Source organism: Acidobacteriota bacterium (assembly GCA_039028635.1).
Classification (GTDB): Bacteria; Acidobacteriota; Thermoanaerobaculia; order Multivoradales; family JBCCEF01; genus JBCCEF01.
Window position 1 is genome coordinate 13339 of the sequence record JBCCHV010000051.1, and the last position, 13509, is coordinate 26847.

General features: G+C 66.7%; 11 protein-coding genes and 1 tRNA gene. 5 read left to right on the plus strand and 7 right to left on the minus strand.

Features of this window, described 5'->3' with window-relative positions:
- Position 1 precedes the first annotated feature (1 nt).
- The 7 genes from AAF604_18410 to tsaD all read right to left on the minus strand — a co-directional run bounded on the left by AAF604_18410 (position 2) and on the right by tsaD (position 9402).
- Positions 2-3052, minus strand: coding sequence for a hypothetical protein (locus AAF604_18410; GenBank protein ID MEM7051648.1), 3051 nt, complete (start codon positions 3050-3052; stop codon positions 2-4).
- Positions 3049-4038 carry a FecR family protein gene (locus AAF604_18415; protein MEM7051649.1) on the minus strand — a complete coding sequence of 330 codons (990 nt, stop codon included), beginning with the start codon at positions 4036-4038 and terminating at the stop codon, positions 3049-3051. The genes AAF604_18410 and AAF604_18415 overlap by 4 nt, the downstream gene beginning before the upstream one ends.
- Positions 4035-4655: a sigma-70 family RNA polymerase sigma factor gene (locus tag AAF604_18420; protein ID MEM7051650.1), complete on the minus strand. Its 621-nt coding sequence runs from the start codon at positions 4653-4655 to the stop codon at positions 4035-4037. Before AAF604_18420 ends, AAF604_18415 begins: the two co-directional genes overlap by 4 nt.
- Before the next feature lie 174 nt (positions 4656-4829).
- Positions 4830-7019 carry a M23 family metallopeptidase gene (locus tag AAF604_18425; protein MEM7051651.1) on the minus strand — a complete coding sequence of 730 codons (2190 nt, stop codon included), beginning with the start codon at positions 7017-7019 and terminating at the stop codon, positions 4830-4832.
- Positions 7020-7223: 204 nt separating this feature from the next.
- On the minus strand, positions 7224-7565 hold the full coding sequence (locus AAF604_18430; protein ID MEM7051652.1) for a CD225/dispanin family protein: 342 nt from the start codon (positions 7563-7565) through the stop codon (positions 7224-7226).
- Positions 7566-7622: 57 nt separating this feature from the next.
- Positions 7623-8201: a type II secretion system protein GspG gene (locus AAF604_18435; protein MEM7051653.1), complete on the minus strand. Its 579-nt coding sequence runs from the start codon at positions 8199-8201 to the stop codon at positions 7623-7625.
- Between the two features lie 127 nt (positions 8202-8328).
- Complete coding sequence (gene tsaD / locus AAF604_18440; GenBank protein ID MEM7051654.1) at positions 8329-9402, minus strand: tRNA (adenosine(37)-N6)-threonylcarbamoyltransferase complex transferase subunit TsaD; 1074 nt, start codon at positions 9400-9402, stop codon at positions 8329-8331.
- Positions 9403-9476: 74 nt separating this feature from the next.
- On the opposite strand from tsaD, the gene AAF604_18445 reads away from it, so the two are divergent.
- From AAF604_18445 to AAF604_18465, 5 genes are all read left to right on the plus strand, one after another.
- Entirely contained in the window at positions 9477-10487 is a 1011-nt protein-coding gene (locus AAF604_18445) for a glyceraldehyde 3-phosphate dehydrogenase NAD-binding domain-containing protein (protein MEM7051655.1), read from the plus strand.
- Between the two features lie 67 nt (positions 10488-10554).
- Positions 10555-11751: a phosphoglycerate kinase gene (locus AAF604_18450; GenBank protein MEM7051656.1), complete on the plus strand. Its 1197-nt coding sequence runs from the start codon at positions 10555-10557 to the stop codon at positions 11749-11751.
- Positions 11751-12491, plus strand: coding sequence for a triose-phosphate isomerase (gene tpiA, locus AAF604_18455; GenBank protein MEM7051657.1), 741 nt, complete (start codon positions 11751-11753; stop codon positions 12489-12491). Before AAF604_18450 ends, tpiA begins: the two co-directional genes overlap by 1 nt.
- A 42-nt stretch (positions 12492-12533) precedes the next feature.
- Positions 12534-12953 carry a preprotein translocase subunit SecG gene (gene secG, locus AAF604_18460; protein ID MEM7051658.1) on the plus strand — a complete coding sequence of 140 codons (420 nt, stop codon included), beginning with the start codon at positions 12534-12536 and terminating at the stop codon, positions 12951-12953.
- A gap of 67 nt (positions 12954-13020) precedes the next feature.
- Positions 13021-13105: transfer RNA gene (locus AAF604_18465), tRNA-Leu, on the plus strand.
- The last annotated feature ends 404 nt before the right edge of the window (positions 13106-13509 follow it).

The following is a 13509-nucleotide window of genomic DNA, read 5'->3' on the forward strand; positions in this document are numbered from 1 at the left end:
GCTACTGACGCCGGCGGATGAAGACTCCGTAGCCGACCTCGCCTTCCTCACTGGCGATGGAAGAGACGATGTTGTAGCGGATCGACGGCCAGATATCGAGCTTGAAGGGACCGTTGATGAGAAATCGGAACTGCAGCCGCAGGCGGTGGTTTTCGCCTTCCGTGTCACGCGTCTCGTCGAGCCACTTGTAGCTGTTGTCGAGGCGCCAGTTGACCGGCGTCTTCCACAGGTGGGTGGCCCAGCCCAGGCTGACGACGGCCGCTTCGTCGGCCTCGGTGGGATAGCCGAAGCCGACCAGGCCGCGGCGCGAGGGATTGCCCTCCAGACGCGAGAAGTAGTCGAGGTTCCAACCCTTCCAGTAGCCGATGGCGCTGTTCAAGCTGCTGCCCTGACCGACCCTCCAGAACCCACCGAGGCTGGCGCGTGCCACCTGGTACTCGTCCTCCAGGGGCGCCGCGGCGTCGATCCCCCAGGGCTGCCAGTCGTCGCGCTCGGCGGCCTCGTAGCCGACCTCGGCGGTGAAATGACCCCAGCGGCGGGTGAGGGCGAGATCCAAGACCCGTTCTTGCGTCTCGTTGGGAAGCACGAACCGCGGGTCGGTGTCGTCGGTCCCGTCGAAGGACAGGTCCGTCAGCACCAGTGAGCTGGTGAGGGAGGTTCGCCGGCTCAACGGCATGGCGAGGCTGAGGGCGAGGGCGGACCGCTGTATCTCGAGGGAGCCGTCGAGCTCGCCGTCGGCGGTCGGGATCTTCAGGTTGCGGCGATCGGAAGAGTAGGGGACCTGCAGAAAGGCCGAGAAGGTCCAATCGTTGCGCAGGAAGTTTGGAATGCTCAGTCCGAGGTTGGCGTCTTCCAGGAAGAAGCCGATGAAGGCCTGGTAGCCACGGTCCAGGAAATCCTGATCGGAGATGGTGATGCCGGGATAGAAGTCGGAATCTTCGTCGTCCCCCAGCCCGAAGAGCGAAAGGTTGGTTCGGGTCGAGAAGGCATGGATATCCGCCAGGGAGCGATCTCCATAGTCCGCCGGCGGTGGACTGGCAGGCTCGGACGACGAAGCGGCCTCGGCTTGCCCTGCCGTTGAGGTGCCCGCAGGAGTCGCGGCCGCCGGTGCCGGCTCGGCCACCTCGAAGCCGGCCAGGTGACGATCACCGCCGCGGTCCTTGACCAGCCAGCGATGCCCCTCCGGCGGCGTCTCGACGTGGATCATGATGTCGCTGGCGTAGGCCTCTTGGACCACCTGCTCGATATCCGGCCGGTTGAACTTGAAGTCTTCGCGCACGGTGTCCGTCTGCACCGTGAACATGCGGCCAAAGCTGCTGCTGGTGCGGGTGCCGCGGCGCCGGGTCCAGTCCCACCAGCACTGCCCGTCCTGGGCGATCCAACGATAGAAGTAGGTGCGATCCTGGCTGATGAAGCGGCCGTCGATGCCCCTCTGGATCGTCCTCAGGCGATGGTGGGCGTGATTCTCTTGGTCCAGCCACACCACCCCACTGACGAAGCTGCCATCCTCGCGAGTGCTCGCCCGCAGCGGCCGGAAGCCGATCTTGTAGGTCGGCCGGCCATCGATTTCCTCGTCGCCGAGATAGTCGTAGGCGTAGGTCTCGTCGAGCTCGACATCCAGAGGGTTGAGCTGCAGCAGGGCCTCGCTGCGGAACAGTCGCCCCTTGAGCAGCTTCTCCTCGGGATAGGGCACGCCATTGATGCTCAAGCGGAGGTGGTGATAGTCCGTCAGGCGGCCTTTTCGCTGGATGATGCGATGGGTCCAGGTGGTGCGGTCGGCGCCCGGAAAGTGCCCCATGCCGCTGAGGTATTCCATGACATCGAGGGACTCGAAGCGCTCGAGCTGACGCTCCCGGAAGACCTGGTTTTCGACCACCTCCTCGTAGGGATTGACGATGGGCGTGTCGCTCACCTCGACTCCCAGGGTGGTGGTCTTGGGGCCGAGAGGCTCGAGCTCGAAGAGGTACTGGTCGTACTGCCCGTCGACGGTCAGGGTCGAGCCCTTGCCGGTGCTCTCGAACTCGAATCCTGCCCCTCCCGGGAACACCAGCCTGGCCTCCAGGCGATCGGCCAGGGCGATCTCGATCTGCTCTCGCCCGGCGGCGTAGAGCGCCAGGAAGAGGTTGCCGGTTTCGGCCTTGAGAAAGAACCGCACCCGCTCCGAATCGATGCCGCGCACCGACGGCTGGGTGTCGAGGACGGCGATACCCGAGGCCTGAATCTCTTCGAGAAAGAGATGGTGAACCTCGCTCAGGCGCAGGTTTTCGAGGATCACCACCTCGTCTCCCCGAACCCCGGCCTCGAGCAGGTGACTCAAGACCGGCCGATGGCGAGCCGCGGCACGAGACCACAGGCGGGCCGTCGCATCGACCTCGGGTACCGCCGTCGACGACGAATCGTTGCGGACGTAGGAATCGACATAGGGCGCCAAGCCGAAGCTCACCAGCCGTGCCACCGCCGGGGCATCGCCCTCCAGCGCGACCTTCAGGTGGCTGGCGCCGGAGCGCGCTTCGAGAATGCGGTTCTTGAGCTCGAAGGCGGCCCCTTGCCAGTCGTCGATCTGCTGGCCGGCAATGCGAATGGCGAGGAAGCGGTGATGTCGAGGCACCGCGAACGGGGGTCCCGGAAAAGTGGCCTCCGAAACCTCTCCCTGCTCGACCCAGATCGGAAGCACTCCTTCGGCGCGCGGAATCCGGGAGGCGGCAGGAACCGTCGTCTGTCCCCGGCCGTCCCGCACCACCACCAGCACTCCGCGGCCACCGTCCTTGGCCAGCAGGTCGAAGGGCGCCAGAACCTGGTCGAGGAGATCCCGCGGCGTCGCCGCCGACAGAGGGCGAGCGATCTGCATGTCGTCGCGCACCAGGTCACTGCTGTAGACCACGTTGAGACCGTGATCGCGCAGATCGTGGAGGACATCGCGCAGCTGCCAGCAGAGATAGCGGCTGCCATCGAAGGACTCGGCGGCGACTGAGCCTGCCGTCAGGAGAACGGCCAGCATTGCCAGCGAACGCAGTGCGAGCCGCGAGGGGCGAGTGGTCACCGTGCAGGTCATCGGACGCCTCCCTCTTCGATCCGCACCACGCCATCGGTCCGCTGGTGCGAGAGACCACTGGATTGGAGAATCACCGGCAGAGCGACATCCGGAGTCAGGCCGCGCAGATCCCCGTGCAGAGTGATCTCGCGGGCGCGCCGCTCGAGGCCAGGATCGGCGTACTCGAGACGCCAGCCGGTCTCGCGACTCGCCCAGTCGAGGAACTCGCGCAGCTTGCGACCCTCGAGGTCGAAGCGCGGCGCGATCTCCAGGTTCCAGCTCCAAGGCGCGCCATGAAGGGCGATGGCAGCACGCCGCACGGCGCCATCGCGCGCCAAGACCAACTCGTCGCCGACCCCGGCCTCGAGCCTCCGCCGGCCCTGCTCCACCCGCACCCGGCCCTCGCGCACCCGCACCCGCAGGGCGTCCTGGGCCAGCCGCACCTCGAACTGGGTTCCGAGGTTGCGCACCACGCCGAAGCCGGTATGGACCGCGAGCTCGTCGGCATCCACGCCGGCGGAGTCGAGATAGAGGGCACCACGCTCGAGGTGAAGCTCGCGATCGGAGCTCAGGCGGACGCGAGAATCGACATCCAGGCGCAGAGATTGACCACCGGCGAGGCGCAGGGCGGCGCGACCGGAAGGGGTCGTCGCCACCACCGCATCGGCCATCAGCTCTTCGCCGAAGCGCAGGGCCTCGCCGGCCACCGCCACCGATCCGCTCATCGCCTCCACCGTCGCCACGACGGTGGAAGAGGCGGTGCCCGGACGCCACGGTCCGCTGGCGATCCAAACGCCGACGATCGCCAACGCCAGGGCCGCGGCCGCCAAGGTGAGCTGCCAACGACGACGGCGACGGTGACGCAGCAGGCCGCGCCACTCCTCGCGCACCGCTCGGTGGACTCGCTGCCGAACCTCCGACGGCGCTTCCTCCGGCTGGGGCACGGCGCGCAGTAGCCGTGCGATCTGGTCCTGACCGGCACCGGCGCGACGTTTCTCACGGGTCATGGGGATGCCTCCTCGGCGAGGCCGAGCCTGCCCGGACCCAGGTCGCGGGCGGCGTTCAAGCTGTCGCGAAAAGCGCGGCGGGCCCGGGTCAGCAGCGACTCGGCAGCCTTGGGACCGACTCCCAGCCGTGCCGCGATCTCCCTCACCGAGCGATCCTGCATGTACTTCCAGGTCAATACCTGGCCGTAGCGCCGCGGCAGGCGATCGAGTACCGCCTGAACGAAGCGAGCGACCTCCCGCGCCTCGAGCCGAGCCTCGGGACCATCGCCCTCGGCGGCGATCAGTGACTCGAGGGCGGCCCGCACTTCGGGGAGATCTTCGATCAGCGGGTAAGCGGCGCGTCGTCGCGGCGCCGTGGCGCTGATCTCGCGACGGCAGAAGGTACACAGCCAACTGAAGAGGGGCGCTTCGCCACGGTAGGTAACGAGCTTGGAGATGGCCCGGCAGAGGGACGCCTGAACGATCTCTTCGGCGAGATCGGCATCACCACCGAGCCGTGTCAGGGCGAAGCGATAGAGGCTGGGAAAGTAGTGTCCGAAGAACTCCTCGAAGGCAGGATCCTGGCCCGCGAGCATGCGCTGGACCAGAATCTTGTCGTCGAGATGGATCGTCGTCATCGCCGTCTTCAGCCTCGTGTTCACCCTCTTCGATCATAAGAGGGGCCGAGCCGGCGAAATCCTTCGCCGCCGCTGAAGGACGACCCACATTCCACTCAGCGCCGGAAACAAAAAGAGCCCGGGGGCAAGCCCCCGGGCGACCAGCTTCAGGAGGTTCGAGAAGGAATCCGTGGACTAAGGTCCAGGCTCGAGAGCCACTTCCCAGGAGGTCAGGCGGAGGTCGCCGTTCGAGTCCCGCACCGCCGTCACCGCCTGGCGACGGTTGGTCGGATTGACGAACATGGCCTTGCCGAGGGCGACCTCCGAGATCGCCCCGCCGGGGGCCTCGCCGTGACGGCTGATGGTGCCGTCGACGGCGATCTCCCAGCCGATCAGCTTGAAGTCGCCGCTGGCGGTGCGCACCGCCGTCAGGACGTGGAAGTCACCGCCGTCGGAGATCGAGAAGTCGCTCACCGGGCCGGCACCGGCCTGCGAAACCTCCAGGATGGAGCCGTCCGCATAGACATCCCAAGCCGTCACCAAGAGGTTGCCGGCGGCGGTACGAGCCGCGGTCACCAGGCGATCGCGGCCGGGAAGAGTCCGCAGATAGGCGATCTCGACATCCGTGATGTCGCCGCCGACCCACTGGTCCCGCCAGTCCACCAGCACCTCGTTCTCGGCCACTTCCCAGGAATCGATGACCAGCTTGCCACCGCTGCTGCGTGACGCCGTCACCACGCCCGCGAAGTTCGAGCCGGTGGCGATGGCGACATCGCTGACCGCCACCCCCTGATCCTTGCCACCCTTCTGGAGATCGTTCCAGGGGCTGACGTCCCAGCCGATCACCTCGAGGTTGCCGGCACTGCTGCGGGTCGCCGTCACCACCCCCGGCAAATGCGGCGAGGGCGTGATGGCGACATCCGTCACCGGTCCGGCGGTCCAGCTGCTGTCGCGGTCCAGGTTGCTGTTCCAGGCGATCATCTTGAGGTTGTCGGTATTGGTGCGAACGGCGGTGACGAAGTCGGTGGTCACCGACGGCTTCGCCATCGCCACCTGCTTGAAGCCGCCGCCCCCGTCGACCTCGAGGTCGACGAGGTCACCGTTTCCAATCCGACCGAAGGTGCGCACGTCGAGGTTGCCGCCGGCGTCCTTCATGGCCGTCACCACCGTGTCCGAGCTGAGATCGAGGATCTCGAGGTCGCTCCCCGGCGCCACCACCAGACGATCCCGCCGACGCAGCGGCGAGGGCCAGATGGCGAGCACCTCCCACGGCATGCCGAGACCATCGACGTACTGCCAGTCGGCATTGCCCTGGGGGTCCGTGAAGCCATCGCGCTCGACGATGAAGGTGTCCCGGAAGAGCAGCGGGAAGCCCTGGCCGGAGCGGTCGATGTGGATGTGGAGGTGGGGCGCCGTCGACCAGCCGGAGTTGCCCGCCAAGCCGAGAAAGTCTCCGGCCTGGACATTGGCGCCGGCAAAGCAAATCGCGCCGTTGGTGGTGTTCTGCATCAGATGCAGGTAGCTCGCCCGCTCGTCGCCGTGATCGATGACGAAGCTGTTCGAGGTGTTGCCGCGCACCCCCGGCACGTTGTCGGCAATGCCGTCGGTGCAGCTCACCACCACGCCATCGGCCATCGCATAGATCGGCTTGCCCCAGACCAGCCAGTCCTGGTTCTCGTCGCCGTTGTTGGTCTCGCCATCGCTCAGTGGATGACGATCGACCCAGGCCGAGGTGGCGTCGTCCCAGCGCACCACGCCGGCGTCGTAGGAAAACATCTGACGAGCGCTCTGGCGGTGCGAATTGGCGATGCCGGTGCTGCGGGTGGACCAGAACTCGCCCTCCGCGAGATCATCGACCGAGGCCGGAAACAGAAATCCACCCCGCGGCTGGTCGTTGGCGTAGACCACCGTCTGGAAGGTCTCCGTCACCGGCTTCTGGTCCTCGCCGTTGAAGAACAGGTTGAGGGTCACCCACTCCGGCACCCAAGGCGTCAGCCGAGGGTCGTCGGTGAGCAGCAAGCGACAGGTCTGGCCCGGTTGGATGACCGCGCTGGTGGTGACGGCGGTGACCGAGCCGCCACCGCACTGCATCATCAGGTTGTTGAACAGACTGGCGGTGCTGGGAGTGAACCCGGCACCGAAGACGAGATCGGCACCGCTGATCGAAACCGCGTCCGGCTCATTGTTGCGAATCTGAGCGTCGAGGGAGATCTCGAAGCTGCGATCGCCGGTCGAGCTCGGCGCTGCCAGCGGAAAGGCTTGGGCAGCACCGAATTGGCGCGGCTGGATGTCGAGGATATCGACGTTCGGCTGCGCCACGGCGGGAACCGCGAGGGCGCTGAAGAGAAGCAGTGAAGATATGAAAATCCGAGCATGAAGATGCATCTTTGGAGTCTCCTGATCTTGTAGGCACTGCGGACCCCTCCGGCTTCGAACCGGTAGCGATCCGCCCGTCCTGGGCCGGCCCACGGGACCGGACCAGAGCGCCCGCCTCGGCGGGCACAGCAGGAGAACGAAGGCGAGCGGTAAAAGTGCTCACCCCAAAATGCAAAAGTCGCGAAATGCCGCGAGAAGACTCAGAGAAGTGGTTCAGGCACCCTCGGTGACCAGCGCAATGAGGATGAGAATGCCGTAGGCCAGGGCACCCAGAGCCCACAGTCCGAACCCGACCAAGCAGAGGTTCTTGGCGTAGCGGGACGACATCTCGGCCCCCTGGTAGTCGCCATGATCGAGCTTGGGCTTGACCTGGGCGGCGAAGACGATCGCCGGAATGCCCAGCGGCGTGCAGCAACAGAAACACATCAGGATGGACTCGACCAGCCAGCTCCGCACCGTCGGTCGCGGACCGTTGTAGGCCACCGCGTTCAAGCAGCTCGGACAGGTGACGACGTCTTCTTCGAGGGCTCGTCCGCAGGATGTGCAGTACATCATCTCTCTCCCATCGCCCCGCAGGCCGCTGCGAGGTCGTCGAGGTTTCTCTTCAACCCCTTACTGCGGGGCGAGCAGCTCGCCGCTGGAGCCATAGACGAGATCACGATCGTAGTCGGACGCCGGGTAGCCCTCTTCTTCGTAGGCAAAGGGATCTTCCTGCTCGAAGACGCCGTCTTTGCCGGCGCTGACCAGACGAAAGTCGTCGCAGGGACCGCCGAGTTCGCTCTGGCTGCACTGGTAGCGGTAGGCCTGCTGCCAGCCATCGACCCGCGACAACGATTCGAGATACTCCGGCTCGAGGGCCGCTGCCAGGGCCGCCAGGGTGGTCACATTGGGATAGGTATCGTTTTCGAGGTAGTACGCTTCCAAGGCTTCGGAAACGAAGTAGAACTCGGCCAGAGTGCGCTTCTGCTTGGCCTTCTGCAGGGCGTCGAGAAAGTTGGGAACGAAGATCGCCGAGACGATACCGAGAATGGCGATCAGAGCGATGCCGCCGCCGACCACCAGGGCGACCACGCCACCTGTCGAGGTCGTGGCTTTGGTCTGCGGCCGGACTCCCGGCCGCGGCTTGCCGCAGACCGAGCAGAAATCACGCTCCGCCGCCTTTGGCTTGCCGCAATGGGCGCAGTAGCTCATGGGTCCCCCCCAGCGAATCAGATACTCACAGTTACCCTGGAATCATACACCCGGCCCAGATCATCAGACGCCGCAGCGGCCCTTGCCTTTAGCGGCAGCCCGAGCGCGGCAAACGCGAGCGTAGTCCTCAGGTTGCCGCAAAGGGAATGCGGCTGGCGGCCTCGACCTCGAAGGGATCATCGGCGGTGCCACGACGCCACCGGCGCAGCGCCGCAAAGGCGATCATGGCGGCGTTGTCGCCGGAATAGGTCAAAGGAACGGACCACAGGTTGACTCGATGCTCCTCGGCCCAGGCGGCCGCCAGACGCCGCAGGAGACGGTTCGCCGCCACCCCGCCGGAGAGGGCGAGGTGCTCGAAGGGCCGGCGGCGGTGCAGACGATCGAGGCGATCGAGTAGCTGACGAACGGCGGCGGCGCGGAATCCGGCCAGCAGATCGAGCACCTCGGCCGGTGTCGCACCGGTCGACAGGTCGGTGGCGATGCCGCGCTGCTCGAGGCGCTCGATCGCCATCAGCACCTGGCTCTTGAGGCCGGAATAGGAAAAGGCGAGAGAGTCGCCGTCGACGGAGGCCACCGCGAAAGGTGCCTTGGCGCCGTCACCGTCTTCCGCCAGGCGATCGACATGGGGACCCTGCGGGTAGGGCAAGCCGAGACGCTTGCCGATCTTGTCGAAGACCTCGCCCATGGCGTCGTCGCGGGTTTCGGCGAGGCTGGTGACGCGATCGACATCGACATCGAACAGGTTGGTGTGTCCGCCCGACACCACCAGCCCGATGAAGCGCTCCGGAACTTCGCGACTGGGCTCGCCGTCGAGGGCCAGGAAGGGCGAGTAGAGATGCCCCTCGAGATGGTGAACGGCGAAGAACGGAACACCTCGCCCGTAGGCGATCGATTTGCCGAGGGAGAGACCGACCAGCAGCGCCCCCATCAGCCCGGGCCCACGGGTCGCGGCGACGGCACCGAGCTCTTCGACCGCCACCCCCGCCCGCTCCAGGGCCTCGCCGAACACCGCCGGCCAGTTGGTCAGATGTTCACGGGAGGCGATCTCCGGCACCACGCCGCCGAAGGGACGGTGGGCTTCGAGCTGGCTCGACACCACCGAAGCCAACACCCGACCTTCGGCGTCGAGGACAGCGCAGGCGGTGTCATCGCAGGAGGTTTCGATTCCGAGGACCAATGGGGTCTCGTCAGAGGCCTTCATGGAAGATATTGTTGCACTCTCGGGCCGCTGAAGGGATGGGTTTCCGCCGCGGCCCCGCTGTGGAGAGAACCTCGATGGCCGTACCTTTCGCAATCAACGGCTTTGGCCGCATCGGCCGCGCCGTCGCTCGCCTCGCCCGCGGGCGCTCGGACGTTCGCCTGGTGGCACTCAACGATCCCGCCCCCGTCGCGGTGTTGGCCGACCGCCTGAAGTACGACTCGGTGCGCGGCCCATACGCCGGCAAGGTCACCGTCCGAGCCGCCGACCTCGAGCTCGACGGTCACCCGGTGGCGGTCTTTCGGTCCGATCGTCCGGCCGACGTTCCCTGGTCCCGCAGCACGGCCCGCATCGTGCTCGAGTGCAGCGGCCAGTTTCTCGACCGCGAGTCGGCCGCGGGCCACCTCGGGAACGGCGTCGAGCGGGTGGTGTGGTCCGCCAACAGCCCGCAGGCGGACGTCACCCTGTGCCGCAGCATCAACGAGGGTGCCTACGATCCCCGCCGCCACCGGCTGATCAGCAACGCTTCCTGCACCACCCATTGCCTGGCGCCGCTGCTCCGCGTGCTCGAGCAGGTCGCCGGCATCGAACATGGCGCCATGACTTCGGTGCACAGCTACACGCCCAGCCAGGAGCTGCTCGACGCCAGCCAGGCGAGCGGGCGCCGGGCGCGCGCCGCCGGCCTCAACCTGGTCCCCCTGGCGACCACCGCGCCGCGCGCCATCGACGAGCTGATCCCCAGCCTGGCGGGCAAAATCTCGGGGCTGGTGGTGCGGGTGCCATCGCCCGCCGGCGCCTGGCTCGAGGTGGTTGCCCGAGTCCAGCGCGAGACCACCACCGAGGCCCTGCGCGCAGCCTTTCGCAAAGCCGCCACCAGCGCACCGCTGGCCGGAGTTCTGGGAGTCTGCGAAGAGGAGCTGGTGTCGTCGGACTTCGTCGGCAGCCCCGAGTCGGCGATCGTCGACCTCTCGACCACCGCGGTCACCGATGGCCGCCTGGTGCGGGTCGCCGCCTGGTATGACAACGAGTGGGGCTATGCCCACCGCCTGATCGAGCTGGTGGCGGCCCTCGGAGAGCAAGCTTCTTGAGGCGCCTGTGGTAGAAGTCTCGCAACCCTGTCACCGCCCGCAATCGAAGTCTTCGAACGGAGACCCCATGAGCCGACTGTCGACCCTCGATGACCTCCCCCTCGACTCCGGAACGCGCGTCTTCCTGCGGGTCGACTTCAACGTTCCCCTGTCGGCCGACGGCGAGGTGCTCGACGACACTCGCATCGTCGAGGCGCTGCCGACGATCGGCGAGCTGCGCGCCGCCGGCTGCCGCCTGATCCTGGCCTCCCATTGCGGCCGGCCGAAGGGCCAAGCCGATCCCCGCTACAGCCTGCGACCGGCGGCGGAAGCCCTCGGAAGTCTGCTCGGCACGACCGTCGCCTTCGCCACTGACACCGTCGGTGAGTCCGCCCACCGAATGGTGGCGGCGCTCCAGCCGGGCGAGGTCGGCGTGCTCGAGAACCTGCGCTTCGATGCCGGCGAGACCGGCAACGACGAAACCTTCTCCGAGCGCCTGGCGGGCTTCGCCGATGTCTTCGTCAACGACGCCTTCGGCACCGCCCACCGCGCCCACGCCTCGGTAGTCGGAGTCGCCGAGCGCCTGCCACAGCGGGCCGCCGGCCGGTTGATCGAACGCGAGGTCGCGGCCCTCGGCCGCCTGCTCGGCGAACCGGACCGCCCCTTCGCGGCAATCCTCGGAGGCGCCAAGATCAGCGGCAAGATCGACACGCTGCTCAACCTCCTACCCCGCCTGAACGTTCTGCTGGTGGGCGGTGGCATGGCCAACACCTTCCTCGCCGCCCGCGGCCACGACATGGCGGCTTCGCTGGTCGAAGAAGACCGCCTCGACACCGCCCGCGAGATCCTGCACGACGCCGATCAGGGCGGGGTCACCGTCTGGCTGCCGGAAGATCTGGTGGTCACCGACGACTTTGCCAATCCGCGAGAGGTGCTCACCGTTTCGCCAGCGGCTGTTCCCGCCGACCATCTCGCCGTCGACATCGGACCCGAGACCCGACGACGCTTCGCCGGCGCCGTGGCGGAGGCTCGCACCCTGTTCTGGAACGGCCCCTTGGGGGTGTTCGAGAAGGCCCCCTTCGACGCCGGCACCCGCGCCGTCGCCGATGCTCTCTCCGAGTGCTCCGGGTTCTCCGTGATCGGAGGCGGCGAAACGGTGGCCGCCGTGCGCCAAGCCGGAGTCGCCGATGAACTCGGACACGTCTCGACCGGCGGCGGCGCCTCGCTGCAGTTCCTCTCCGGCAAAGCCCTTCCCGGAATCTCTGCCCTGGAGGTGGTGGCGTAATGGCTCGCCAACCGCTGGTCGCCGCCAACTGGAAGATGAATCTGCTGCGGTCCGAGGCCGCGAGCTTCTGTGACCGCCTGCTCTCTCAACCGCCGACGGCGGCGGAGGTCGCCATCTTTCCGCCGGCGCCCCTGCTCGATACGGTCGAGCGCCACCTCACCGGAAGCGCCGTCCGCTGGGGTGGCCAGGACCTGCACCCAGAAGACGCCGGCGCCCACACCGGCGACACTTCGGCTCGACACCTCGTCGACCTGGGCTGCCACTGGGCCCTCTGCGGCCACAGCGAGCGGCGCCAAGATCACGGCGAAGACGATGCCTTGGTGGCCGCCAAGGCGGCCGCCGCCGTGCGCCACGGCCTCGAGCCGATGCTGTGCCTGGGTGAGACTCGGGAGGAACGCCGGGCCGGCCGCACCATGGAGGTGCTTCGGCGTCAGCTCCTCTCCGCACTGCCCCACCTGGGAAAGCGATTCGCCTTGGCCTATGAGCCCGTTTGGGCCATCGGGACCGGCGAAACCGCAACTCCGGAGCTGGCCCAGGAAGCGCACGCCTTCCTGCGCTCCCTGCTCGCCGAATCGCTGGCTGAGGAAGCGGCTCAGGCAACCCGCATTCTCTACGGTGGCTCCGCCAAGCCGGCAAACGCCGCCTCGTTGATCGCGCAACCGGACCTCGACGGGTTCCTGGTTGGAGGCGCAAGCCTTGACCCGCAGCCGTTCCTCGCTATCATAGGCGCTTGCGCCTGACGGGAGACCCTCGGGCCAGCTCAACAGCGGAGGTTCGCGACCGTGATCTATTTGTTCTATACCCTCCACGTGATCGTCTGTTTCTTTCTGATCCTCGTGGTTTTGTTGCAGCAGGGCAAAGGAGCCGACCTGTCGGTCTTCGGTGGTGGCAGCACCCAGACGGCCTTCGGCGCCCGCAGCGCGGCGACACTGCTCCACAAGCTCACCGTGGCCAGCTTCGTGGTATTCATTCTCACCACCATCAGCATCGCCGTCCTGAAGGGCGGCCTGGGTAGCTCGACGGTGATCGGCGATGTCGCCCCCATCGAGGCGACCGCCTCAGAGGCGACGGGAGACGCGACCGAGGATGACGCTGCTCCGGCAACCGAGAGCGAGGCCCTGCCCGCTGACGACGGCAGCGCCGCTGCGCCCGCAGAGGCCGCCAGCGAAGGCGACGCCGGGGCCGACGAACCGGCCCAGTAGGGGGAGTCCGCTCCTCCGCGAGAAACTGCTTTTCCCGGTCGGAACCTCCTGGTAGGATGCCGACCTCGCCGAAGTGGCGGAATTGGTAGACGCGCACGGTTGAGGGCCGTGTGGGGCGACCCGTGCCGGTTCGAGTCCGGCCTTCGGCACCATTCCCTTCCTCCCACAAATCTGAACCGACACCGTCGAAAGACGGCCCCGGCAGCAGCGCCGAGGGTCTGAGAACCGGGCCGTCGCAAAGGTCCTGTGGAGCCCATGCCGCGGCCCGGGCTCAGAGGCGCCGTTCGCACTCTTAAATTCAGTTTTTGTGAAAATTCAGATAACAAAAAACGGTCATGTGTTTATAACAACCCGTTTTCGCCATCGTCGCAGAATTACCTCGATAAAGCCATAAAAATGAAAGACTTGGGGAGATTTCAACGGAGATATCAATCTCCTCTCGAGGTGTACAGGCGGCTCCTCGAGGAGATCAAATCGTTCAAAACATTTGCCTTTTGCGTTGGTCGGTGAAAGACTTTGATGCTCATCCGAACATCGGCGGGCTCCCACCCGCCAC

Bases quoted from the DNA above. Each gene is read 5' to 3' on its own strand.
- AAF604_18420 (MEM7051650.1), bottom strand. From the start codon at position 4,655: ATGACGACGATCCATCTCGACGACAAGATTCTGGTCCAGCGCATGCTC.
- AAF604_18425 (MEM7051651.1), bottom strand. From the start codon at position 7,019: ATGCATCTTCATGCTCGGATTTTCATATCTTCACTGCTTCTCTTCAGC.
- AAF604_18410 (MEM7051648.1), bottom strand. From the start codon at position 3,052: ATGACCTGCACGGTGACCACTCGCCCCTCGCGGCTCGCACTGCGTTCG.
- tpiA (MEM7051657.1), top strand. From the start codon at position 11,751: ATGGCTCGCCAACCGCTGGTCGCCGCCAACTGGAAGATGAATCTGCTG.
- AAF604_18435 (MEM7051653.1), bottom strand. From the start codon at position 8,201: ATGAGCTACTGCGCCCATTGCGGCAAGCCAAAGGCGGCGGAGCGTGAT.
- AAF604_18450 (MEM7051656.1), top strand. From the start codon at position 10,555: ATGAGCCGACTGTCGACCCTCGATGACCTCCCCCTCGACTCCGGAACG.
- AAF604_18445 (MEM7051655.1), top strand. From the start codon at position 9,477: ATGGCCGTACCTTTCGCAATCAACGGCTTTGGCCGCATCGGCCGCGCC.
- AAF604_18415 (MEM7051649.1), bottom strand. From the start codon at position 4,038: ATGACCCGTGAGAAACGTCGCGCCGGTGCCGGTCAGGACCAGATCGCA.
- AAF604_18430 (MEM7051652.1), bottom strand. From the start codon at position 7,565: ATGATGTACTGCACATCCTGCGGACGAGCCCTCGAAGAAGACGTCGTC.
- tsaD (MEM7051654.1), bottom strand. From the start codon at position 9,402: ATGAAGGCCTCTGACGAGACCCCATTGGTCCTCGGAATCGAAACCTCC.